Origin of the sequence: uncultured Lactobacillus sp., from assembly GCF_902491705.1 — a bacterium.
Taxonomy (GTDB): Bacteria; Bacillota; Bacilli; order Lactobacillales; family Lactobacillaceae; genus Lactobacillus.
Genome location: NZ_CABUIW010000005.1, coordinates 1 through 22207, shown reverse-complemented (window position 1 = coordinate 22207; position 22207 = coordinate 1). Strand labels below are relative to the sequence as shown.

Annotated in this window: 22 protein-coding genes; 15 read left to right on the top strand and 7 right to left on the bottom strand. The window is 37.4% G+C overall.

Features of this window, described 5'->3' with window-relative positions:
* Positions 1–156 precede the first annotated feature (156 nt).
* Positions 157–804 (top strand): NAD(P)H-binding protein, encoded by a 648-nt coding sequence (locus RDN22_RS01985; RefSeq protein ID WP_308555387.1) that lies wholly within the window; start codon positions 157–159, stop codon positions 802–804.
* 69 nt (positions 805–873) lie between these two features.
* Here the strand turns inward: RDN22_RS01985 and pyrE are convergent, their stop codons facing one another.
* Positions 874–1512 (bottom strand): orotate phosphoribosyltransferase, encoded by a 639-nt coding sequence (gene pyrE, locus RDN22_RS01980; RefSeq protein WP_098044124.1) that lies wholly within the window; start codon positions 1510–1512, stop codon positions 874–876.
* On the bottom strand, positions 1512–2219 hold the full coding sequence (gene pyrF, locus RDN22_RS01975) for an orotidine-5'-phosphate decarboxylase (RefSeq protein ID WP_308555384.1): 708 nt from the start codon (positions 2217–2219) through the stop codon (positions 1512–1514). The genes pyrE and pyrF overlap by 1 nt, the downstream gene beginning before the upstream one ends.
* Before the next feature lie 252 nt (positions 2220–2471).
* Between pyrF and RDN22_RS01970 the strand changes: the two genes are divergently transcribed.
* From RDN22_RS01970 to msrB, 12 genes are all read left to right on the top strand, one after another.
* Complete coding sequence (locus tag RDN22_RS01970; RefSeq protein WP_308555382.1) at positions 2472–3395, top strand: dihydroorotate dehydrogenase; 924 nt, start codon at positions 2472–2474, stop codon at positions 3393–3395.
* 157 nt (positions 3396–3552) lie between these two features.
* Complete coding sequence (licT, locus tag RDN22_RS01965; protein ID WP_308555380.1) at positions 3553–4398, top strand: BglG family transcription antiterminator LicT; 846 nt, start codon at positions 3553–3555, stop codon at positions 4396–4398.
* Positions 4399–4450: 52 nt separating this feature from the next.
* On the top strand, positions 4451–6376 hold the full coding sequence (locus RDN22_RS01960; protein ID WP_308555378.1) for a beta-glucoside-specific PTS transporter subunit IIABC: 1926 nt from the start codon (positions 4451–4453) through the stop codon (positions 6374–6376).
* 12 nt (positions 6377–6388) lie between these two features.
* Positions 6389–7810 (top strand): 6-phospho-beta-glucosidase, encoded by a 1422-nt coding sequence (locus RDN22_RS01955; protein WP_308555376.1) that lies wholly within the window; start codon positions 6389–6391, stop codon positions 7808–7810.
* Positions 7811–8046: 236 nt separating this feature from the next.
* Positions 8047–8589, top strand: a complete 543-nt coding sequence (gene pyrR / locus RDN22_RS01950; protein WP_025006322.1) for a bifunctional pyr operon transcriptional regulator/uracil phosphoribosyltransferase PyrR — start codon at positions 8047–8049, stop codon at positions 8587–8589.
* A gap of 143 nt (positions 8590–8732) precedes the next feature.
* Complete coding sequence (locus RDN22_RS01945; protein ID WP_308555374.1) at positions 8733–9689, top strand: aspartate carbamoyltransferase catalytic subunit; 957 nt, start codon at positions 8733–8735, stop codon at positions 9687–9689.
* Complete coding sequence (locus RDN22_RS01940) at positions 9689–10963, top strand: dihydroorotase (RefSeq protein WP_308555372.1); 1275 nt, start codon at positions 9689–9691, stop codon at positions 10961–10963. Before RDN22_RS01945 ends, RDN22_RS01940 begins: the two co-directional genes overlap by 1 nt.
* Positions 10963–12054: a glutamine-hydrolyzing carbamoyl-phosphate synthase small subunit gene (gene carA, locus RDN22_RS01935; RefSeq protein WP_308555370.1), complete on the top strand. Its 1092-nt coding sequence runs from the start codon at positions 10963–10965 to the stop codon at positions 12052–12054. The genes RDN22_RS01940 and carA overlap by 1 nt, the downstream gene beginning before the upstream one ends.
* Positions 12047–15235: a carbamoyl-phosphate synthase large subunit gene (gene carB, locus RDN22_RS01930; protein ID WP_308555368.1), complete on the top strand. Its 3189-nt coding sequence runs from the start codon at positions 12047–12049 to the stop codon at positions 15233–15235. The genes carA and carB overlap by 8 nt, the downstream gene beginning before the upstream one ends.
* 177 nt (positions 15236–15412) lie before the next feature.
* The gene (locus RDN22_RS01925; protein WP_308555366.1) at positions 15413–16279 is read left to right on the top strand and encodes a GRP family sugar transporter; all 867 of its coding nucleotides are present in this window, start codon (positions 15413–15415) and stop codon (positions 16277–16279) included.
* Positions 16280–16395: 116 nt separating this feature from the next.
* Entirely contained in the window at positions 16396–16677 is a 282-nt protein-coding gene (locus RDN22_RS01920) for a hypothetical protein (RefSeq protein WP_308555364.1), read from the top strand.
* A 97-nt stretch (positions 16678–16774) separates the two neighbouring features.
* Positions 16775–17212, top strand: a complete 438-nt coding sequence (gene msrB / locus RDN22_RS01915) for a peptide-methionine (R)-S-oxide reductase MsrB (RefSeq protein ID WP_308555362.1) — start codon at positions 16775–16777, stop codon at positions 17210–17212.
* A gap of 47 nt (positions 17213–17259) precedes the next feature.
* On the opposite strand, the gene RDN22_RS01910 is transcribed toward msrB, so the two are convergent.
* The 4 genes from RDN22_RS01910 to RDN22_RS01895 form a co-directional block, all read right to left on the bottom strand.
* Entirely contained in the window at positions 17260–17883 is a 624-nt protein-coding gene (locus RDN22_RS01910) for an SLAP domain-containing protein (protein WP_308555359.1), read from the bottom strand.
* Positions 17843–18439, bottom strand: coding sequence for an SLAP domain-containing protein (locus RDN22_RS01905; RefSeq protein ID WP_308555358.1), 597 nt, complete (start codon positions 18437–18439; stop codon positions 17843–17845). Before RDN22_RS01905 ends, RDN22_RS01910 begins: the two co-directional genes overlap by 41 nt.
* A 31-nt stretch (positions 18440–18470) precedes the next feature.
* Complete coding sequence (locus RDN22_RS01900) at positions 18471–20852, bottom strand: Xaa-Pro dipeptidyl-peptidase (protein WP_308555356.1); 2382 nt, start codon at positions 20850–20852, stop codon at positions 18471–18473.
* Between the two features lie 90 nt (positions 20853–20942).
* Positions 20943–21158, bottom strand: coding sequence for a hypothetical protein (locus RDN22_RS01895; protein WP_308555354.1), 216 nt, complete (start codon positions 21156–21158; stop codon positions 20943–20945).
* Positions 21159–21249: 91 nt separating this feature from the next.
* On the opposite strand from RDN22_RS01895, the gene RDN22_RS01890 reads away from it, so the two are divergent.
* On the top strand, positions 21250–21858 hold the full coding sequence (locus RDN22_RS01890) for a TIGR02452 family protein (RefSeq protein WP_308555352.1): 609 nt from the start codon (positions 21250–21252) through the stop codon (positions 21856–21858).
* Positions 21839–22054: a TIGR02452 family protein gene (locus RDN22_RS01885; RefSeq protein WP_308555350.1), complete on the top strand. Its 216-nt coding sequence runs from the start codon at positions 21839–21841 to the stop codon at positions 22052–22054. Before RDN22_RS01890 ends, RDN22_RS01885 begins: the two co-directional genes overlap by 20 nt.
* A gap of 36 nt (positions 22055–22090) precedes the next feature.
* Here the strand turns inward: RDN22_RS01885 and RDN22_RS01880 are convergent.
* Positions 22091–22207, bottom strand: a 117-nt coding sequence (locus RDN22_RS01880; protein ID WP_308554877.1) for an IS3 family transposase, incomplete at its 5' end; no start/stop codon positions are given.

The following is a 22207-nucleotide window of genomic DNA, read 5'->3' as shown; positions in this document are numbered from 1 at the left end:
TTGTAAGTGAGAAAGCGGTTTTATAAAAGGAGAATACAATGTTTTTAACAGAAATTATTCCAGTTTGCACTGCACGCTAATCAGCTAGAAAACTTCTTAGCTGATTAGAAAATAAGTAGTTTTCATTAATAATCGGTTTTATAAGGAGATATAAAAATGACTAAAATTGCTGTATTAGGTGCTAGTGGACAAATTGCAAAGTTAGCAGAAGAATTTTTCTTAAAAGACGCAAATAATGAAATGATCTTGTTCTTGCGTCACCCAAATAAACTTGATAAGTCTAAGATTGACAATAGTCGTGAGAAGATTGTTGTTGGGGATGCAAGTAAAGAAGACGAAGTTGCTGCAGCTATTAAAGGTGCAAGCATTGTTTATGCAAACTTAGCTGGCAGTAATATTGAAGATCAAGCTAAGGCTGTTGTAAAGGCAATGGATGAAGATGGTATTAAGCGTTTGATCTGGATTTCTTCACTTGGCGTTTATGATGAAGTTCCAGGCAAGTTCGGCGAATGGAACAAGAATATCTTGGGTTCATACTTAACAACTTATCGTGCTGCAGCTGATGTAATTACTGCAAGTGATTTGGACTACACAATTATTCGTCCAGCATGGCTTACTAATAAAGATGAAGTTGACTACGAAGTTACTCGCGGTGCTCATACTGCATTTAAGGGTACAGAAGTATCACGCAAGAGTGTAGCTAGCTATATCAATGACTTGGTTGAAGATCCAAGTAGGGATGTCCGCGGAAACGTTGGCTTAAACAAGCCAAATACTGATGGTGACAAGCCAGCTTGGTATTAATTTAGATAATGAAAAATAAGAGAAGATCGTTGATGATCTTCTCTTATTTTTTATATTATTTTACTTTATTTACTTTTCGAATTTCTTGCCCCATGCCCATGGATCTTCGTGCCAAGTCTTTAAAACATCATATTGTTCTGAAGAAATGTGGCCTGATTCATTTTCCTTTTTAAGAAGTTCAGGGTAGGAAAGAAGAGGTGCATATTTAACACCGCTCTTAGCGAAGTTTTCTTTTGCATCTGGCAAGTAGTAAGTGAAGATTGATGATACACCGATAACGTTACCGCCATCTTTTTCAGTAGCTTTAACAGCGTTAAGAACTGAACCACCTGTAGTGATTAAATCATCGATTAAAACGATCTTGTCATCTTTTGAAAAGCGTCCTTCAATTTGACGGCCCTTGCCGTGATCCTTTGGCTTTGGACGAACATAGATCATTGGTAAGTGGAGCTTATCTGCAACCCAAGCTGCGTGAGGGATACCGGCAGTAGCTACACCACCGATAATAGTAGCTTCTGGGAATTCCTTAGCAATTAAATTAGCTAAGTCGCTAGCAATCATGTCGCGCAATTCTGGATAAGATACAGTTAAACGCAAGTCAGTGTAGATTGGTGAAAGCATCCCACTAGCGTAAGTAAATGGCTTGTCAGGTGAGATAGTAATGATTTTTTCTTGGATAAGTTGAGAAATAATTTGATCTTTATGCATTAGTTAAACTCCTTCTTGATTGCTTCATATGCTGCTTTTGGATCACTTGCTAAAGTAATTGGACGGCCGACTACAATAGCGCTTGATCCCCATTCTTTAGCCATAGTTGGTGTTGCTACACGAGATTGGTCATCATTAGCACTGCCTGCTGGACGAATTCCTGGGGTAACGTATAAGAAATCATCACCAATTTGTTCATGCAGTTCTTTTACTTCAAGTGGTGAGCAGATAACGCCATCTGCACCAGCATTTTTAGCCATTTTAGCTAAGCTCAAAACTTGCTTGTCCATTGGCAAGCGGCAATTTTGTTCATTTGCTAAAACATCATCGGAAATGGAAGTAAGTTCAGTTACAGCGAGCAATTTGGGTACGCTGTGACCAGCTGGCGTTCCTGCAATTAAACCGTCTTTAGCTGATTTAATCATTTGGCTGCCGCCAAGTGCGTGCACTGTAGTAAAGGTGATGCCAAGTTTTGCCAAGGCCTTAGCACCGTTATAAACAGTGTTAGGAATGTCGTGTATTTTAAGATCCAAGAAGATCTTGTAGCCTTTTGCAGTTAAATTCTTAACTACATCAATGCCAGCATTATAGAAAAGTTCCATGCCGACTTTAATAAAGACATCTTCCGGTTTGCCTAATTTGGCTAAAATTTCGTGTAGTTTTTCTTCATTGTCCAAATCAAGGGCGACGATAACAGGTCTAGTCATGTTTCCTCCACAAAAAAAGTCTATACATGGCGCAGAGAGACACCAGGTATAGACTTTTCCCAGATAATTTAAGTCAATATTTTGAACTTGCGGTCTCTCTGTACCGTTTAAAGTTTTGATCAAGGTGAAGTTTAACACCACTGAAAATAAATTACAAATAATTTTTTTGCTTTTAAAAAAATAAAAAAGCGAGTACAATCATTTCTTGAAAAATAAGCGGATGTCCGTGAGCATTCATTTTGGAGGAAAATTATGACAAATACACATGTAAAATTACCCGGCTTAGATTTGAAGAACCCAGTGATGCCAGCAAGTGGTACCTTTGGCTTTGGCGATGTGCCTGCTGCTAAGAAGTTTGACTTAAACGATCTTGGTGCAATGGTTATTAAGACGACAACGCCTAATGCTACAACTGGTAATCCTCAACCACAAATTGCAGTTTTAGATGATGCAGTATTAAATTCAGTGGGTTTAACTAATCCAGGCGTTGATGCGGTAATTAGTGAAAAATTGACTCCACTTAGAAAGCAATATCCTGACTTGCCAATCATGGCTAGTGTTGGTGGCGATAGCGAAGATGACTACGTAGAAGTAGCTAAGAAATTGTCTGATTCTGGTTTGGTTAATGCCTTAGAAATCAATGTTTCTTGTCCTAATGTGGCACGAGGTGGCATGAGCTTTGGTGTGCATGCTGACGTAGTTGAAAAATTAACTAAAAAAATTAAGGCAGTAGTTAATGTTCCAATCTACGTTAAGTTGACTCCTAATGTTACTGATGTTGTCGCAATTGCTAAAGCAGCCGAAAAAGGCGGTGCTGATGGTATTTCTATGATCAACACAGTTTTAGGCATGGATATTGATGTTAAAACTAGAAAGCCAGTTTTGGGTCACAATATGGGTGGCCTTTCTGGTGAAGCTGTTAAGCCAATTGCCATTAGAATGATTTCTCAAGTTTACCAAAATGTGGACTTGCCAATTATTGGTATGGGCGGCATTAGTAGTGCAGAAGATGTAGTCAAATTTATGTTAGCTGGTGCTAGTGCTGTGGCAGTAGGTACTGCACACTTCCATGACAGTATCGCTTCTAAGCATATTGCGGACAGTTTACCAGCTGAACTTGAGAAATTAGGCGTTGAAGATATTAACGATTTAGTAGGTCAAGTAAAATTTAATTGATAGCGCTTGCAACATTAGAATAACTATGTTAACATACTAATTGTCAAAAAAAGGATAGTTATTACGTAATGGTAAGCTAAACCAATATATATTACTCCTCGTGTTATAGGGGAGAGTGTATATTGGTTTTTTGTTTATTTTGAAAGAGGTGAGTTATATGAAAATTAAGAAGGTGATTAATAATAATATCGTTGTGGTTAACCAAGATGGCCAAGATGTGATAGTAATGGGTCGAGGCTTAGGCTTTAAGAAGCGTCCTGGAGCTGAAATAGATCAATCTTCTGTTGAAAAAGAATTTGTACCCAAAAAGGATACAAATATTGATCAATTAGGGAGTTTACTAACTAATATTTCAATTGAAGATGTTCAAGCAGCAACCAAGATATTGAATTTCGCTGAAAACAAATTAAACAGTAAATTAAATACTACTGAATTAATTTCTTTAAGCGACCACATTCATAATTCTCTAGAGAGAAATAAGCAGGGAATTGAATTAAAAAATAATCTTTTGTGGGATATCAAGCGCTTTTACCCGATAGAATTCCAAATTGGTCAAAAGGGTGTTGAAATTATTAAAGAACTCACAGGCATCACTCTTGAAGAAGATGAAGCTGGATTTTTAGCGCTACATATCGTGGATGCCGAAAATGAGCATGATTCACATAATGCAAATGAAATCACAAAATTTATTCAAAACATTATGCAAATCTTAAAGTTCAGCTGCCATCAGGAAATAGATGAAAATTCTGCTTATTATTATCGTTTTGCTACTCACTTAAAATATTTGGCACAAAGAGTGTTTGATTATAAAGATCTTGCTGAGCAAAAAACTGATGATGTAATGCTTAAATTGGTTTCTACACAGTATCCAGAAGCATTTAGTTACAGTAAAAAGGTTAAAGATTTTATTGATCAAACATATCATTGTAATTTGTCTGATGACGAATTAATGTATTTAACATTGCACATTCAAAAGATGTTGCAAAGAAAAGCTAAAGAATAAATCTGGATAGTTACATTAAGTTGGCTAAACCTTCATGTTATGGAGGTAAATTATGGAAAAATATAAGACTTTAGCAGAAAAAATTGTTAAGAACGTTGGCGGAAAACAAAATATTATTTCGCTTAAACACTGCATTACAAGACTAAGATTCCAATTAAAGGATGAAAGCATAGCTAATGACGATGTTCTGAAAAATATGGATGGTGTTGTCACAGTAATGAAGGCTGGTGGTCAATATCAGGTCGTTATTGGCAACCAGGTTGGCGAAGTTTATGATGCAGTTAATAAGGTTTTAGGCTGGAGTAACGATAGCGCTGCAGCTCAAGTCGATAATGCAGAAAAGAAAGATAAAAATTGGTTCAATAATCTGGTTGATATCATTTCAGGTATTTTCCAGCCGATTTTAATTGCTTTATCTGCAGCAGGTGTAATTAAAGGATTTAATACTCTCTTTGTAAGTATTAATTGGTATTCACAAACTTCAGGAACTTATAACGTTTTAAATGCTATTGGCGATGCAATGTTTATGTTTTTGCCAATTATTTTAGGATTAAGTGCTGCTAAGAAATTTAATCTGAATCAATACATGGGATTGATAATTGGTGCAGCTCTTTGTTATCCATCTATTCAATTAGATACTGTTTCTAAAGTTGGTAAACCTTTATTCAATTTGTTTGCTAATACGCCATTTCATTCAGAGGTATATCAAACATTTTTGGGATTGCCTATTATCTCAATGAATTATACTTCAACTGTTTTACCTGTAATTTTAATTTGTTACTTAGCTTCTAAAGTTGAGCATGGCTGTAACAAGATTATTCCAGATTCAGTTAAATTCTTCTTCGTGCCATTATTTACATTGTTAATTTCATTACCTTTAGGATTTTTGCTAATTGGGCCAATCGCAACTTGGGGTTCAAACCTTATTGGAGCAGGTATTTTAGCTGTTAGAAATATCTCACCAGTTTTATCAGGCGCACTTATTGCAGGTTTATGGCAAATTCTTGTTATTTTCGGACTTCACTGGGGTATTATTCCTATTTACTTTAATAATATTATTACTAATGGTTTTGATAACTTTATGATGCCCGTTTATTGCTGTACATTTGTAACTACTGCTGTAGTTATTGCAATGATTGTCAAAAACAAGAGTAAGAAGTTTAGAAAAGTTGCTGTACCTGCTGCAATTTCAGGTGCATTAGGTGTAACTGAACCAGCTATTTATGGTGTTTTGTTACCTAAGAAAAAGCCTTTGATTATTAGTTGTATTATTTCAGCCCTTGTTGGTGGATTTTACGGATTCTTTGATTTAAGAAAATTTGCTATGGGCGGTATGGGATTCTTTGAATTACCAGGTATGATTGATCCTAAAACTCATAGTTTGAACAATATGTATATTGCTTTAATTGGTATTGCCTTATCTGTTGTGTTAGGTTTTGTTGCTACTTTAATTTTCTGGAAGAATAATTCACAACAAGAAGAAACTGTTAAGGAAAAATCAAATAACAAAATTCAATTAGATTCTGATAACGATATTGTCATTGAAAGACCTATTCAAGGTAAAGTTGTTCCTTTGTCAGAAGTAAAAGACGATGTTTTCTCAAAAGGATTTATTGGTAAGGGAGTTGCAATTATCCCAAGTAAAGGTGAAGTTGTAGCTCCAATTTCAGGAACTATTACTAGCTTTTTCCCAACAGGACATGCTCTAGGTATTACTGGTGATGATGGTATCGAATTATTGATTCATATTGGGATGGATACAGTTAACCTGAATGGAAAATACTTTACTCCGTTAGTGAAGAAGGGAGATAAAGTTAAGGTTGGACAAAAATTATTAAAGTTTGACGTTGAAGCTATTAAAAAAGCCGGTTATTCAACGATTTCTCCTGTAGTTGTTACTAACACTGATAAATATAAAGAGATTGAAACTCCACTCTTAACTAAAGATTCAGGTCCATTACTAGTAGCAATTCAATAATTGGAGAAGAAAATGAATAAACAATTTCCTAAAGATTTTTTATTGGGTGGCGCAACGGCCGCTAACCAATACGAAGGATTTTTCGATGCTGATAATCGAGGATTGTCTAACGTTGATTTTTTACCAAATGGAAAAAATAGATTGGCAGTAGCCAAGGGAGATCTTGATCCAAAATTATTGGAAAAAGGTGAAGTATATCCATCTAGAAAAGCGGTTAAAGGTTATAGTTATTATCAAGAAGATATTGCCTTGATGGCTGAGATGGGATGCAAAGTTTATCGCTTTTCGATCTCATGGTCACGAATTTTCCCTAATGGGGATGATCAGGAACCTAATGAACTTGGCTTGCAGTATTATGAAAAAGTAGTTGACGAATGCTTGAAATATGGAATCGAGCCACTGATTACAATTAATCATTTCGATGTGCCATATCATTTGATTGAAAAATATGGTTCGTGGCGAAATCCGATAATGATAGAACTGTATTTAAATTTATGTAAAGTATTATTTACAAGATTTAAAGGTAAAGTGCATTATTGGCTGACTTTCAATGAGATTAATATGATTTTGCATTTGCCATATTTAGCAGCAGGTTTAATTTTTAAAGATGGTGATGATAAGGAGCAGGTAATTTATACAGCTTCTCATTATCAATTACTTGCTAGTGCTAAGGCGGTAATATTAGCGCACGAAGTTGATTCAGAAAATAAAGTGGGCAATATGTTGGCAGCAGGCTGTATTTATCCATATACTTGTAAACCGGAAGATTACTTTAAGGCAATGAATGAAGAGCGTAACAGTTATTTCTTTTCCGATGTTCAAGTAAGAGGCCAATATCCCAGATATGCTTTAAAGTATTTTGATAGAAAAAATATTAAGATCAAAATTACAAAAAATGACCAAGAAATTCTGAGACAGGGTCAAGTTGATTTCGTTTCATTTTCTTATTACAACAGTCGAGTTGTTGGAACGGATGAAGGAATCAAATCAGCAGGAAATTTATTTGCTTCTTTGAAGAATCCTTACTTGAAATCTAGTGAGTGGGGTTGGCAAATAGATCCTCAAGGATTTCGTATTACTCTAAATCAAATTTATGATCGTTATCAAAAACCACTTTTTGTCGTAGAAAATGGTTTGGGTGCAACTGATAAGTTTGAAAATGGAAAGATTCATGATCAATATCGAATCGCATATCATCGTGATCATCTTGTGGCATTGAGAAATGCAATCAACGAAGATGGAGTCGATGTACTAGGCTACACTAGTTGGGGTATTGTTGACTTGATTAGTGCAAGTTCAGGTGAAATGAAAAAGCGCTATGGTTTTATCTATGTCGATCTGAATGAAAACGGTCATGGAAGCTTTAAGAGATATAAAAAAGATTCTTTTGATTGGTATAAAGAAGTAATCTCAACTAATGGTGAATCTTTGTAATGAAAACGAGTGAATGCTCTACATAGGCATTCACTTTTTTTCATGATTAGAATATTTTAATTAATCCCTTGACAAACGCGTCTAATTACAGTAACTTTAAAGCAATGAATGTCCTTTAAAATTAGTCCCGTGAGGCTAGCAAGGCAGGCTTAAATTAAGTTTCGACTTTACTGAAAGCTCCTAGTCTCAAGCAGACAGGAGCTTTTTTCATGGGCAAAAATTAGGAGGCTGTAAATTTGGCAAAAGAAATTTGGGATGCACTTGCAATGAAGCGTGCACTTACACGAATTACCTACGAAATTATCGAACAAAATAAAGGTACCGATGATTTAGTACTAGTTGGTATTAAGACACGCGGCGTTTACTTGGCTAACCGCATTCATGACAGAATTCAAAAACTTGAAGGTGTAGATGTTCCAGTTGGTCAACTAGACATCACCCTTTACCGTGATGACCGTCATGATGCTTCCTTGAAGCAAGATCCTGTTGTTAACTCTGATCAAGTTGGTGTTAACATCGATGATAAGCATGTTGTCTTGATCGACGATGTTATCTACACCGGTAGAACAATCAGAGCAGCGATGGATGCGTTAATGCATGTTGGTCGACCAAGTTCGATTAGAGTTGCAGTTTTGGTTGACCGCGGTCACCGCGAACTTCCAATTCGTGCAGACTTTGTTGGTAAAAACATCCCAACTTCTGCTGATGAACAAGTCGCTGTTAATGTAGTTGAAAAGGACGGCAAAGATTCAGTTGAACTGAAGGCTTTACCAAAATAAAAGAGTTTAAAAGTTAAATATCCAACCATTTAATTGACTCCAGAGAGGGCCAGAAGGGTTGCTAGTTTTTCGTATACAAAAATACGAGAAAAAGCCTGGAGCAATTAAATGCTGCAGGCTTTTTTGTATAGAAAGAATAAAAGATGGAAAATTTAAATCTTGTTAGTTTACCACATTTTGTTAGTGTTGAAAATTTACATGTTGACGAAGTTGAAGCATTAATTAAAAGAGCTGAATACTTCAAAAAGGGTGGCGCAACTCCACGTTTAACTAAACCGGTTTATGTCACCAACATGTTCTTTGAAGATTCAAGCAGAACTCATACAAGTTTTGAAATGGCTGAAAGAAAATTGGGCTTAACTGTTATCCCATTTGCCCCAGCTCACTCATCTGTTAACAAAGGTGAAACTTTATATGACACTTCTTTAATCATGAATGCTTTGGGCGTCGACTTAGAAGTAATTCGTCACTCACAAAATGAATACTACAACGATTTGATTAACTTAAAAGATCACCAACATTTAAATATTGGTGTAGTCAATGCAGGTGACGGTAGCGGTCAACACCCAAGTCAATGTATGCTTGACATGATGACCATTCACGAACACTTCGGCCACTTCAAAGGCTTGAAGGTAGCTATCGTCGGCGACATCACTAACTCAAGAGTAGCTAAGAGTGACATGGAACTCCTTACTAGATTAGGTGCAGAAGTTTACTTCTCAGGCCCAAGCTACTGGTACGACAAAGAATTTGATAAATACGGCAAGTTCGAAGAACTAGATAAGTTGATTCCTGATATGGATGTCATGATGCTTTTAAGAGTACAACATGAACGTCATGCAGGCGATCCTAATGAAAAGAAATTCGATGCTAAAGCATATCATGAAAAATACGGCATCAACCACAAACGCTATGAAGAATTAAAGCCAGACACTATCATCATGCACCCAGGTCCAATTAACCATGACGTTGAACTTAGCGGTGACTTAGTAGAAAGCGACAAGTGCATGTTTGTCCGTCAAATGCAAAACGGCGTCTTTATGAGAATGGCAATGCTTGAAGCAGTATTACGCGGCAGAAAACTCGGAGGACTTGAATAATGACAACAGTAATTAAGAACGGTACCGTTTATCAAAATGGCCGCTTGATCAAAGCAGATGTTTTAATTGAAGACAAAAAAATTAAAGCAATCGGCACTGATTTAAACGGCGATCACGTAATCGATGCAACTGGTAAGTTAGTTAGCCCAGGTTTAGTTGATGTTCACGTTCACTACCGTGATCCTGGTCAAACATATAAGGAAGATATTAAAACAGGAAGCGAGGCTGCAGCACACGGCGGCTTTACTACAGTAGGTGCTATGCCTAACGTAACTCCTGTACCTAACACGCCAGAATTGATGAAAAAGATGGTAGAAGAAAACAAGAAAAAGGGTGTTGTTCACATCTACCAATATGGCCCAATCACTAATGATGAAACAACTGATGTCATTCCTGATTATGCCGCTTTGAAAAAGGCTGGTGCTTTTGCCTTAAGTAACGACGGTCACGGCGTACAAACTGCTCAAACCATGTACTTGGCTATGCAAAAGGCTAAGGAAAACGACTTAATTATCGCAACTCACGCTCAAGACGATTCACTTTTTAACCACGGTATTGTTAATGAAGGTAAAAAAGCTGAAGAATTAAACTTGCCTCCTGTTACTGAATTAGCCGAAACCACACAAATTGCACGTGACTTGTTGCTTGCACAAAAAACAGGTGTCCATTACCACATTTGCCACGTTTCAACTAAGACTAGCGTAGAACTAGTTCGTATGGCTAAGGCTCGCGGCATTAATGTAACTTGTGAAGTTGCTCCTCACCACATTTTGTTAACTGATGACGATATTCCAAAGGATAACGGCTACTACAAGATGAACCCACCTTTGAGAAACAAAAAAGATCAAGCAGCACTTTTAGTAGGTTTACTTGATGGCACAATTGACTTGATTGCAACCGACCATGCGCCACATGCTTTAAATGAAAAGCAAGGCGGAATGAAAGGTGCCGCATTCGGAATTACAGGTAGTGAAACTGCTTTCAGTACGTTATATACTAAGTTTGTAAAAAACGAAAAAGTCTTTACTCTCGAACAACTATTATCATGGCTCAGTGATAAGCCAGCTAAGGTCTTCGGTCTTGATGCCGGTGTCCTTGAACCAGGCAAAGCCGCAGATATCGCAATCTTTGATATCGATCATGAAGAAACAATCGAAGAAAAAGACTATAAGTCAAAGGGTGTAAATACCCCATTTACTGGCCAAAAGGTTTACGGCTCAACAGTAATGACAATGGTTGACGGTAAGATTGTATACCAAAAGGAGGCACATTAATGCGCTATTTAATTTTAGAAGATGGCAGTATTTATGCTGGTGAAGGCTTCGGCGCAGACCGCGAAACAACAGGTGAGGTTGTTTTTACAACGGGGATGACCGGATATCAAGAAGCAATTACTGACCAAAGTTATGCAGATCAAATTTTGGTATTTACTAACCCATTAATTGGTAACTACGGAATTACTTTAGCCGATTATGAATCACTTGAACCAAAGATTAAGGGTGTCATTTGTCACCAAGTAGCACGCCACCCAGATAACTGGAGAATGCAAACAACTTTGCCAAAGTTCTTAAAGCATTTGGATATTCCTGGCATTCAAGGAATTGATACACGTGAATTAGTTAAAAAATTACGTATCCACGGTACTTTAAGAGGTAAGATTGCAAACTCTAAGGAAGATGCAGATAAGATCGCTAAGATTTTAAAGACCGAAAACGTTACTAAAGGTGTAATTAGTAGAGTTTCAACTAAGAGTCCGTACCCAGTTCCAGGCTCCAAGCGCAACATTGTAGTTATTGACTTTGGTATCAAGCACAGTATTTTGCGTGAACTTGCTGAACGTGACTGCAACTGTATTGTTTTGCCATATACTGCAACAGCTGAAGAAGTACTTGAACTTCACCCAGATGGTGTACTTCTTTCAAACGGCCCTGGTGACCCAGAAGAAATGGATAAAAATGGTGCTACAGCAATGGTCCGTGAAGTAGAAAAGCATGTTCCATTGATGGGAATTTGTATGGGACACCAAGTCTTCGCTTTAGCAAACGGTGCTAAGACTTACAAGATGAAGTTCGGTCACCGTGGTTTCAACCACCCAGTTAGAGAAATTGCTACTGGTAACATCGGTTTTACTTCACAAAACCACGGTTACGCTGTAGATGGTAACTCAATCGATAAAGACAACTTGATGATTACTCATGTTGAAGTAAACGATGGTACAGTTGAAGGTTTACGTCACAAGAAGTATCCAGCATTCTCAGTTCAGTTCCACCCAGATGCAACTCCAGGACCACACGATGAAGTTTCATTGTTTGATGACTTTATGTCAATGATTGACCAAAGAAAGGAAGAAGAGCGTCATGCCTAAGAGAAAAGATATTCATAAAATTATGGTGATTGGTTCTGGTCCAATTATTATTGGCCAGGCCGCAGAATTTGACTATTCTGGTACCCAGGCTTGTCTTGCTCTTCGTGAAGAAGGTTACCAAGTAGTTTTGGTTAACTCAAACCCGGCAACGATCATGACTGATACAACAATTGCTGACAAGGTTTATATTGAACCATTGACTGTTGAGTCAATTTCAAGAATTATTCGTCAAGAATATCCAGATGCTATTTTGCCAACCTTGGGTGGTCAAGTTGGTTTGAACATGGCTTTAGCTTTGGCTAAGACTGGTATCTTAGATGAATTAAACATTGAACTTTTGGGTACTAAGCTTGATTCAATAGAACAAGCTGAAGACCGTGAGAAGTTTAAGGAATTATGTAAAAAGTTGGGTGAACCTGTTCCACCTTCAAAGACTGTTAATACAGTTGAAGATGCCTTAACTTTTGGTGATGAAATTGGTTATCCAATCATCGTTCGTCCAGCATTCACTATGGGTGGTACTGGTGGTGGTATCTGCCACAATCGTGAAGAACTTGCAGAAATTGCCAAGAATGGTTTGGAACTTTCACCAGTAACTGAATGTTTAATTGAAAAATCAATTGCTGGCTACAAAGAAATCGAATTCGAAGTAATGCGCGACCACGATGACAATGCAATGATCGTCTGCTGTATGGAAAACTTCGATCCAGTTGGTATTCACACTGGTGACTCAATCGTATTTTCACCAAGTCAAACCTTGTCAGACAAGGAATATCAAATGCTTCGTGACTGTTCACTTCGTCTTATCCGTGCACTTAAGATTGAAGGGGGATGTAACGTTCAGCTTGCCCTTGATCCAAACAGCTTCAACTACGATGTTATCGAAGTAAACCCAAGAGTTTCTCGTTCAAGTGCTTTGGCATCAAAGGCTACTGGTTACCCAATTGCCAAGATGGCTGCTAAAATTGCGGTTGGTATGACACTTGATGAAATCAAGAACCCAGTAACTGGTACTACTTATGCAGAATTTGAACCAGCATTAGACTACGTTGTCTGCAAGATTCCACGCTGGCCATTTGATAAATTCCCTAAGGCTGACAGAGTATTAGGTACACAAATGAAGGCTACCGGTGAAGTTATGGCTATCGGTAGAACTGCTGAAGAAGCAATGCAAAAGGCTGTAAGATCACTTGAAATTGATGAAAAAGATCTTTACTCAGAAGAGGCTCATAAAGCAAGTGATGATAAGCTTGAACAAAAATTAGTTAAGGCTCAAGACGATCGTTTATTCTACTTAGCTGAAGCTTTCAGACGTGGCTACTCACTAGAAGATGTACACGAATTAACTAAGATTAACTTCTACTTCTTGGACATCGTTAAGCATATGGTCGAAATGGAAAAGACCTTGCAAGAAAACAAGGACGATGTAGATACATTACGCCTTGCTAAAAAGTACGGCTTTAGCGATCCAACAATTGCCTCATTATGGGATGAAAATGCTGATGAGGTAAGAGACTTTAGAAAAGCACATGGCATTATCCCAGTCTACAAGATGGTTGATACCTGTGCAGCTGAATTTGAATCAAAGACACCATATTTCTACTCAACTTATGACACAGAAAATGAATCACACAAGTCAGGCAAGAAGTCAGTTATCGTTATTGGTTCAGGTCCAATCAGAATTGGTCAAGGTGTAGAATTCGACTACGCAACTGTTCACTGTGTTAAGGCTTTGCAAAAGATGGGGTATGAAGCAATTGTTATTAACTCAAACCCAGAAACTGTTTCAACTGACTTCTCGGTATCAGACAAGCTTTACTTTGAACCATTAACACTTGAAGATGTCTTGAATGTTTGCGACTTGGAACAACCAGTTGGTGTAATTGTTCAATTCGGTGGTCAAACTTCAATCAACTTAGCAGCTGGTCTTGAAGCACATGGCGTAAAGATCTTAGGCACTAAGGTCAAGGATGTTAACCGTGCTGAAGATCGTGAATTGTTCGATGAAATTATCAAGCAATTAAAGTTGAACCAACCAAAGGGCTTGACTGCTACAACTCACGAAGGTGTTATCGAAGCTGCAGAAAAACTTGGTTACCCAGTCTTAGTTCGTCCAAGTTATGTCTTAGGTGGTAAGGCAATGGAAATTGTCTACAGTAAGAAAGAACTTGAAGAATACTTGCAAGATCACGTTGATATTGCAGCCGATCACCCAATCTTGGTTGATGATTATCTTGATGGTCGTGAATGTGATGTCGATGCAATCAGCGACGGTCACGATGTTCTTTTACCAGGAATTATGGAACACATCGAACACGCTGGTGTTCACTCAGGTGACTCAATGGCAGTTTACCCACCTCAAACCTTCTCTGAAGAAGTTAAGGAAAAGATCACTGACGTGACTAGAAAGTTAGCTTTGACCTTAAACTGTGTTGGTATTATGAACATTCAATTCATTGTACGTGACGGCGAAGTTTATGTTATCGAAGTAAACCCAAGAGCTTCTAGAACTGTTCCATTCTTGAGCAAGATCACAGGCATTGAAATGGCTCAAGTAGCAACCCGCGTAATTATGGGCGAAAGCTTGGCAGAACAGGGCTACAGTGATGGCTTAGCACCAGAACCAGACATGATCTCAGTTAAGGCTCCAGTATTCAGCTTCAGCAAGTTAGCCGATGTTGACTCATACTTAGGACCAGAAATGAAGTCAACTGGTGAAGTAATGGGTAGTGATCATACCTTTGCTAAGGCATTATACAAGGCATTTGCTGGTGAAAAGATGAAGTTGCCAGAAAATGGTAATGTCTTGCTCACAATTGAAGACAGAGATAAGGATAAGATTTTACCAATTGCCAAGAGATTCGCTAGAATTGGTTACCGTATCTTTGCAACTAAGGGTACTGCAGACTTCCTTAAGAACAATGGCTTGCATGTTGACTTAGTAACTAAGGTTCATGAAGATGAAGAAGCCGACGACAACATCTTGAATGAATTGAAAGATGATAAGATCGACTTAGTAATCAACACGATGGGTCACGATATTGAAAAGAACTCTGATGGATTCATCATTAGACAAATGGCTATTCAACAAAATGTACCATTGCTTACTGCACTGGACACCGCGGATGCACTTCTTACTGCACTTGAAAATAGATCATTTGCAACTGATGCACTTCAATAGATCAATTTAGAATAATAATTAAAATAAGACTCTTGCATGAAAAGCAGGAGTCTTATTTTTTAATGTTTTTTCCCTTAATAATAAAAATTAAAGCGTTTTACACTTTTTGTTTGCTATGAAAACGCTTTTGTTGATAGAATGCTTTTTGTAACTTTTTACAAGTAAGGGAGAAAATTGATGAGATATTTATATCTATTTATTCCCGCAATTGGATGGGGCCTTATGCCACTATTTGTTGCAGGAGTCAAAAAGAGTAATGTTTATCACCAAATTGTAGGGTCGGTATTAGGGGCATTTTTATTTGGTGCAGTAGTTACTCTGTTTACACGTCCAGCTTTCAACACTACTACATTTTTACTTGCTATGTTAGCTGGTGCTGCTTGGGTAATTGGTCAATGCGGACAATATTACAGTTACTCAAAAGTTGGTGTTTCTGAAACTATGCCAATTTCAACCGGTTTACAATTGATCGGTGTGCCACTTGTTGGTGTGTTGATTTTTGGCGAATGGGCAAGTACACAAGCTAAGTTATTTGGCTTTATCGGCATTATTGCTTTGATTATTGGTGTTGCCTGCACTTCTTTAACTGATAAAGGAACTGCAGAAGGTGGCAAGAAGAATCAAACAACTACTATGATTGTGTTAGTTTTGACTACTTTAGGATACATTACTTCAAGTTCAATTCCTAAGGCCTTAAAGGGCGATGGAGTAATGATCTTCTTAGGTGAAACAGTTGGTATGTTGATTGCAACTTTCATCTATCTTGTAGGTACCAAGCAACTTCAAGTTTTGAAAGAAAAGCAAAGTTATCAAGTTATTCCAGCTGGTGTAATTTATGCAATTGCCGCACTTTCATACATTATTTCAGTTCAAAAGAATGGTGTTAACTTAGCATTTGTTATGTCACAACTTTGCGTGGTTATTTCAACTCTTGGTGGTATCATCTTCTTGCATGAAAAGAAGACCAAGAAGGGCTACATTTATACTGGAATCGGTTTAGTCTTGATTGTTCTTGGAGCAGTTTTGACTTCAGTATTTAAATAAATCAGTAAGTGTTAGATGTTTTCATCTGACATTTTTTTAATGCAAAAGAAATATAATCCAACCTGTTTTGCATTAAAATAGAGGTAAGGGAGAATCGAATAAAGGAGAACTTTTTTATGAATGACAATACAGTTTACGTAATTAATGCACGGAGATATTCTCGCAATGGCGAAATTATTGAGCATAATGTTCACGTTTATAGTTCTTATCAAAATATTATTGCTGCATTTAAGCCATTTTTGGAAGTACCAAATAAAGAGGTCCACATGAATGGCAAGAATGAAATGTTGCAAGTTAGAATTTACGATCCATCCAACGAATTTTTGACTAAATATAAATTCGACATCTATGAAAAGCAAATTGATAATTTCTTCCCTAAGACTACTGAACATATTTAATTTAAGGCGACGGATAATTTCTGTCGCTATTTTTTTGAGCATATTTTTATTATGATTAGTTTTTTCTTGTTATAGTTGTGAAAACGAGGTGAATGAGATGGTTTTGGACGAAAAGAAGAAGCAAGCTTTAAAGAAACTAACTAAAGAAGAATACGAAGTAACCCAGAATGCGGCAACGGAGTATCCTTTTTTGGGGAAATATGATGATTTTTATCAAAAAGGGATTTACGTGGATGTGGTCTCAGGTGAACCACTATTTTCAAGTGAAGATAAATATGATGCGGGATGCGGCTGGCCTAGCTTTACTAAGCCAATTGAAAAGCTAGTATATCATCGCGATCAATCTCATGGTATGGAGCGTACTGAAGTAGTAAGTCCAGAGGCACAGTCACATTTGGGTCATGTTTTCACCGATGGACCAGTTGATCAAGGCGGATTACGTTATTGTATTAATTCTGCTGCACTTCGATTCATTCCATATGATGAACTTGATCAAGACGGTTATGGTGAATATAAGAAATTATTTGTAAACTAAAAAAAGCGAGAAGAATTAATCTTCTCGCTTTTTAAATATCTATGACTCTATTCCATAAATTGCTTGAAACTAAATGCATAGTTATCAGCATAACCGCGATCATAAGATGCAACTCTAGCACCATAGCCAGGGTATTCACCTGCATCGCCCCAATAGATTAATTGTTTAGTACCTGCAACATGGAAGTAAAGTTGTGGATCACTCAAGCTAAAATCTACTGCAGATTTATCAAGCTTAACAGTGGTACCAGCTTTTAACTTCTTAGTAGTTTCTTTAAATTTATCAGTATAAACAGTTGTAGGGTTAGGAAGCTTAATTGTAATTGGACCTTTGGTGAACAAAATCATCCCATTAGCTGCAATTACATTACTTGCTTTGATATAGCCACCATTACCAATAGCAAAGTAATCTACACCTTTGATTTTTGTAGTAGCAAAGGTTGACTTGGACTTGTTACTTTCTTCTGTACTGTCATAGAAGTAGTATTGACTAGAATCTGTAGCCTTCTTTACTTTGCTTGTAGTTATAACAGCTGCATTCTTTAACAATTTGCTTTGGCCATGGAAGTTTCTGATTCTTTGACCTTTCTTGTTATAAATATAAGAATTGCTGTTTAAAGTGATGAGTGACTTACCATTCAATTGCGTTACATATGATGAGTGACTTACCATTCAATTGCGTTACATATGATGCTTTAACGTATTGGTTGTTGCCAATTTTGACGTAAGCTGCTGGTACATTGTAGGTACCTACAACCTTAATTTTTGTTTTTGCTTTAACGTAAGCACTTTTGCCGCGGAATGAACGCAAACGTTTACCGTTTTTGTCAACGACATAGGTACCTTTAAGCACATCAATTGTATCCCCAGTACCAACAGTTTTGTCGGCACTAATGTAGCCATCGCCTAAAGTGAAGTAATCTTTACCATTAATTACCACAAGATTAATTTGGTTATGATAATTTGGCCCTTTTAAAATTACAGGATTACCATAAGCTTTTACGCTGCTACCTGAAGCAAGTGTCTTTGAAAGACGTTTACCATTTTTGTTAAAAACAGGGATTTTGTGATCTGTATTATGAAAATCTATTAGCTTAGCTGTGCCTTTAGTAGTTGCAGCTTGCGCAATTGCACTATTACCGGTCGAATTAGTAAAAGTGCCAATAGCTGGTGTAGCAACTAGAGTCAAAGCTAAAGCAGAGATTAATGCTAATTTATTTTTCTTCATTATAATCATCCTTTAGTCAAAGGTATTAGATTTATTTTTCGTAAAACTTAATTTCAGTATTAGCTAAGTCAACAGTATAAGTTTCTTCTTCAAGTGGACGCTTGGTCATTCCTTCGTCAGTTGAGTAGATGATCAAAGCTAATTTACTACCAGCTGGGAGAGTGTAGTAGGTAGGTTGAAGCAAGAAATCAAGATCGTAGAATTTGTCTGCATCAATATGTTCAGGCTTCTTCATGTCCTTGAAGTTTTGCATGTTCATGTGAGCCTTAGTGATCAGCTTAGCCTTAGTCTTTTTATCAGGGACAAATTCTTGAAGAGTATCAGTACCGAATCTGTAGCCTAATTCTTGACCGCCGCGCATCAAGAACTTAGGAGTAGCAGTCAAACGTCTTCTTTCGCCTAATTCAACTAAAGCAACAGAAATTTGGCCTTTAGGTAAAGATCCTTTAACTCTAATCTTAACTTCAGGACGACCTACGATTGTAGTAGGGTGGATAAATTCATCAGAGATAAAGCGCAAGCTTGGCTTTGCCCACTTTTTATCGCCGCAGATAAACTTGTATTGCCAATCGCTTTCAGAAATTCCGGCCTTCTTGAATTCGATTCCGCCCATATCAGTAAATGATTGCTTAGCTTGACCATTACCATCTGCATAAAGTTCACCATCATCAGTTGGGTAGTAGATCTTTTCTTGACCTAATTTATCATTCCAGTCTTTTTCTTCGTGCCACTTGTCAGCTTGCAAGTTGTCTTGAATCATGACTGTTGGCCATTGGTTATAAGCATTGTTTTCAATACCTAATAATTCATGAACAAACCAGAGGTTCATCAAATCGGTAAAGTCGATAGAAACGAAGTTGTTCATGTTGTAGTGAGGACCTTGGTGCAAGAAAAGGTGGTGCTTCATTGGCATCTTAGAAACAAGTTGCCAAATCTTGTAGACATTCTTAGGTTTAACGTTCCAGTCGTTTAAACCATGAACAGAAATCCAGGAGCACTTAATGCCATCTGCGTGGTGACGGTAGTTTCTTGCTTCCCAGAAGTTAGAATATTGACCAGTTGTACGATCTTCTTTTTTAAGTAATTCTTTTTGCATCTTGTCGTATTCTGGTTTGATCTTGAGGTATGAACCTGCATCCCACAAGTTAGATTGGCAAGTTTCAGCTAAAAGATCTAAGTCTTCACCTTGGCAAGCTTCAGGAGCAATTACCAAGCCATGTTCACGGTAGTAGTCATACCATGATGAAATTGCGGCTTCAGAAACAACGGTCTTAAGACCCTTAACGCCAGTTGTTGCAATCGCAATTTGCAAAGTACCAAGATATGAACGACCAGTCATACCGATACTACCATTACACCAGTCAGCCTTAGTTTGAACAGTTCTAGTTCTGTCAGTGTAGGCAACGCGATCGCCGTGAAGCCATTCAATTACGGCTGCAGCTGATTCAGTTTCTTCAGGAGCACCTGTGATTCTAACACCGTCACTGCCGCGAGTACCAATGGCACCGGCAAAGACGCTAGCAAAACCACGGGCAAGCATGTATTCGTTTAATGGATATGATGACTTATGAACGGCTTCTTCAGTAGCTGGGTGGTTTGAACCATCGGGCTTTTCTGCTTTGACGATAGGTGAGTGAACGTATTGTGGGTCGTTCCATTCGGTAGCATCAGACAAGTTTTCATCGACGTTGTGATTACGCTTTTCGTTAGCAATAATTCCGCCAAAGTATGGGGATGCAGTGTAAAGTGCTGGAACTTTCAAGCCCTTGTTAGTTTCGGCAGGACGAAAGACAGTTACTTGAATTAAGTCACTCTTGCCGTCGTGGTCAGTATCCAAGTCAGTTTCTACATAAACGACTTCACGGATAACCTTGTTAGTGTCAAAGACAGGGATAGACTTACCGTTAAAGAATTTAAATTCATTTTGGCCCCAGAATTGAGTGAAGTAGCCTTTACCAGCCATTACATCGAGCAAGATTTGACCATTTTTACTACGAGTATTAAGCAAACGATAAAAGGCAGAGATTAACTTGTGGTTGTCACTAATGTCTTGAACAAATGGCAAGGCATTCTTTTGCATAAAGCCAGTAGGGTCGGCAAAATCGTAGTCGTAGTGAACGTGGTAGCCGAGTAGTTGCAAAGCTACGTTGTAGAATTGAGCAGTGCCAATAGATTCAGGCTTTTGCTTTAAAAAGTCGGCAAGTGTTTCGTGATCTGAAACCGCAAATTCGTTTAACTTAGCAGTTTTAGCTGCATCAGTTTTTGCTTCAGCAATCGCATTTTTGACTAATTTAGCAAGCAAATCGCTGAATGACCAGTCTTCATAATTTCTAGGTAAAAAGTTGATGTCGATGAGTTCTTTGACTTGTTCAGCAAAGTCAGTTTCAACATAGGCATATTGGTTATATTTCATAATTTTCTCCTTTTTAGTATTTGTTACTATCTAGTTTACCTGTTTAAGCAGTGATAACCAATTGAAATGAGGTTGTTTGTGGGAATTTTTTTAGAAGATGAAAATTTTGAAAGGCGTATAAACGTAAAGCATTGCGAGAACGACCACTACAATTAATTCAATGGTGTTTCGTTTGGATAAGCGTTCATAATCTTCTTCCTTAATTTTCTTACTACGCAAATTTTGGATTAGGTAAAAGCGTCTGACTGCTAAAACGATTGCGATAATAAGGTAGATGCTGATGCCGATAATGTTAAGTGTTCTCATTTTTCCCTCTTTAGTTGTGTTTAGACTATTTTTTTAATAGAATTATATCAAACAAACGTTTGAATTTCGATAAATCTTGGAAAGGAAAACTATGGAAAATAATACAAAACGTGCTCATTACCGTGCTGTAGCTCGCAAGCATGAAGCAATGGTTGAAAAATTATTTACACGCCAGATTCAGGATTCGATTAAAAAGACTGTGGTTTATGATGTCGATGCTTTTGCGAGTCAAGGGGATGCCAATTTTGCTAAAAAAGCAGAACAAGTTGTCTGGCCACTTGCTATTGATCAGGCTGTGATTAAGGCTAACAAAACGTATAATGACAAAAAAATTGCTGCTTTAAATTTTGCTTCATATGTTAATCCTGGTGGTGGCTTTTTAGATGGTGCTGTGGCACAGGAAGAAGCAATCTGCAGACAGTCTGATCTTTATCCTGTGATTGCTAGTCAAACCGAATTTTATAATTGGAATAGACAGCATGAAAATCGCGGTATTTATATGAATCGTGCTCTTTATACTCCTAATATTCTTTGGGGAGCTACCAAATTAGAAGGTAAAAGTGATGTAATTACTTGTGCTGCGCCAAATAAAACAGCTGGCAGTTTTGCATTACGAGATCCAGAAGAGCAGATGAAATTTTATAGTGATGCTGACCGTGCTATGCTTAGTCGAATGAACTTTGTTAAAAAAAATCGCTGAAGACCAGCATGTTGATATTCTGATCCTGGGTGCATGGGGAGCTGGAGTTTTTGGTTTTAAACCACTTGAAGTTGCAAAAATGTGGCAGAGAATATTTGAGCAGCCAACTAGTATTTCAAAAGTCATTTATGCGGTAATTCCAGATGAAAATAGACGAAACAGTGCAGTTGAAGACTTTAAAAAAGTATTTGGATAAATAGACTAATGAAGTGGGACCTAAAAAGTAGACATTTTAAAACATAGGATTAATAGAGGCTTGATTCCGATATTCTTTCGGAGTTAAGCCTTTTAATCTGCTCTTTATCCTTTCTTCGTTATAGTATTTGATATATTCCTCTATAGCTTGAGC

Excerpts from the sequence above, each read along its gene's own strand:
- pyrE (WP_098044124.1), bottom strand. The coding sequence starts at position 1,512 with ATGCATAAAGATCAAATTATTTCTCAACTTATCCAAGAAAAAATCATT.
- RDN22_RS01910 (WP_308555359.1), bottom strand. The coding sequence starts at position 17,883 with ATGGTAAGTCACTCATCATATGTAACGCAATTGAATGGTAAGTCACTC.
- RDN22_RS01955 (WP_308555376.1), top strand. The coding sequence starts at position 6,389 with ATGAATAAACAATTTCCTAAAGATTTTTTATTGGGTGGCGCAACGGCC.
- RDN22_RS01920 (WP_308555364.1), top strand. The coding sequence starts at position 16,396 with ATGAATGACAATACAGTTTACGTAATTAATGCACGGAGATATTCTCGC.
- RDN22_RS01970 (WP_308555382.1), top strand. The coding sequence starts at position 2,472 with ATGACAAATACACATGTAAAATTACCCGGCTTAGATTTGAAGAACCCA.
- carA (WP_308555370.1), top strand. The coding sequence starts at position 10,963 with ATGCGCTATTTAATTTTAGAAGATGGCAGTATTTATGCTGGTGAAGGC.
- RDN22_RS01945 (WP_308555374.1), top strand. The coding sequence starts at position 8,733 with ATGGAAAATTTAAATCTTGTTAGTTTACCACATTTTGTTAGTGTTGAA.
- RDN22_RS01890 (WP_308555352.1), top strand. The coding sequence starts at position 21,250 with ATGGAAAATAATACAAAACGTGCTCATTACCGTGCTGTAGCTCGCAAG.
- RDN22_RS01895 (WP_308555354.1), bottom strand. The coding sequence starts at position 21,158 with ATGAGAACACTTAACATTATCGGCATCAGCATCTACCTTATTATCGCA.
- RDN22_RS01905 (WP_308555358.1), bottom strand. The coding sequence starts at position 18,439 with ATGAAGAAAAATAAATTAGCATTAATCTCTGCTTTAGCTTTGACTCTA.
- RDN22_RS01900 (WP_308555356.1), bottom strand. The coding sequence starts at position 20,852 with ATGAAATATAACCAATATGCCTATGTTGAAACTGACTTTGCTGAACAA.
- pyrF (WP_308555384.1), bottom strand. The coding sequence starts at position 2,219 with ATGACTAGACCTGTTATCGTCGCCCTTGATTTGGACAATGAAGAAAAA.
- RDN22_RS01925 (WP_308555366.1), top strand. The coding sequence starts at position 15,413 with ATGAGATATTTATATCTATTTATTCCCGCAATTGGATGGGGCCTTATG.
- msrB (WP_308555362.1), top strand. The coding sequence starts at position 16,775 with ATGGTTTTGGACGAAAAGAAGAAGCAAGCTTTAAAGAAACTAACTAAA.
- RDN22_RS01940 (WP_308555372.1), top strand. The coding sequence starts at position 9,689 with ATGACAACAGTAATTAAGAACGGTACCGTTTATCAAAATGGCCGCTTG.
- licT (WP_308555380.1), top strand. The coding sequence starts at position 3,553 with ATGAAAATTAAGAAGGTGATTAATAATAATATCGTTGTGGTTAACCAA.
- carB (WP_308555368.1), top strand. The coding sequence starts at position 12,047 with ATGCCTAAGAGAAAAGATATTCATAAAATTATGGTGATTGGTTCTGGT.
- RDN22_RS01985 (WP_308555387.1), top strand. The coding sequence starts at position 157 with ATGACTAAAATTGCTGTATTAGGTGCTAGTGGACAAATTGCAAAGTTA.
- RDN22_RS01960 (WP_308555378.1), top strand. The coding sequence starts at position 4,451 with ATGGAAAAATATAAGACTTTAGCAGAAAAAATTGTTAAGAACGTTGGC.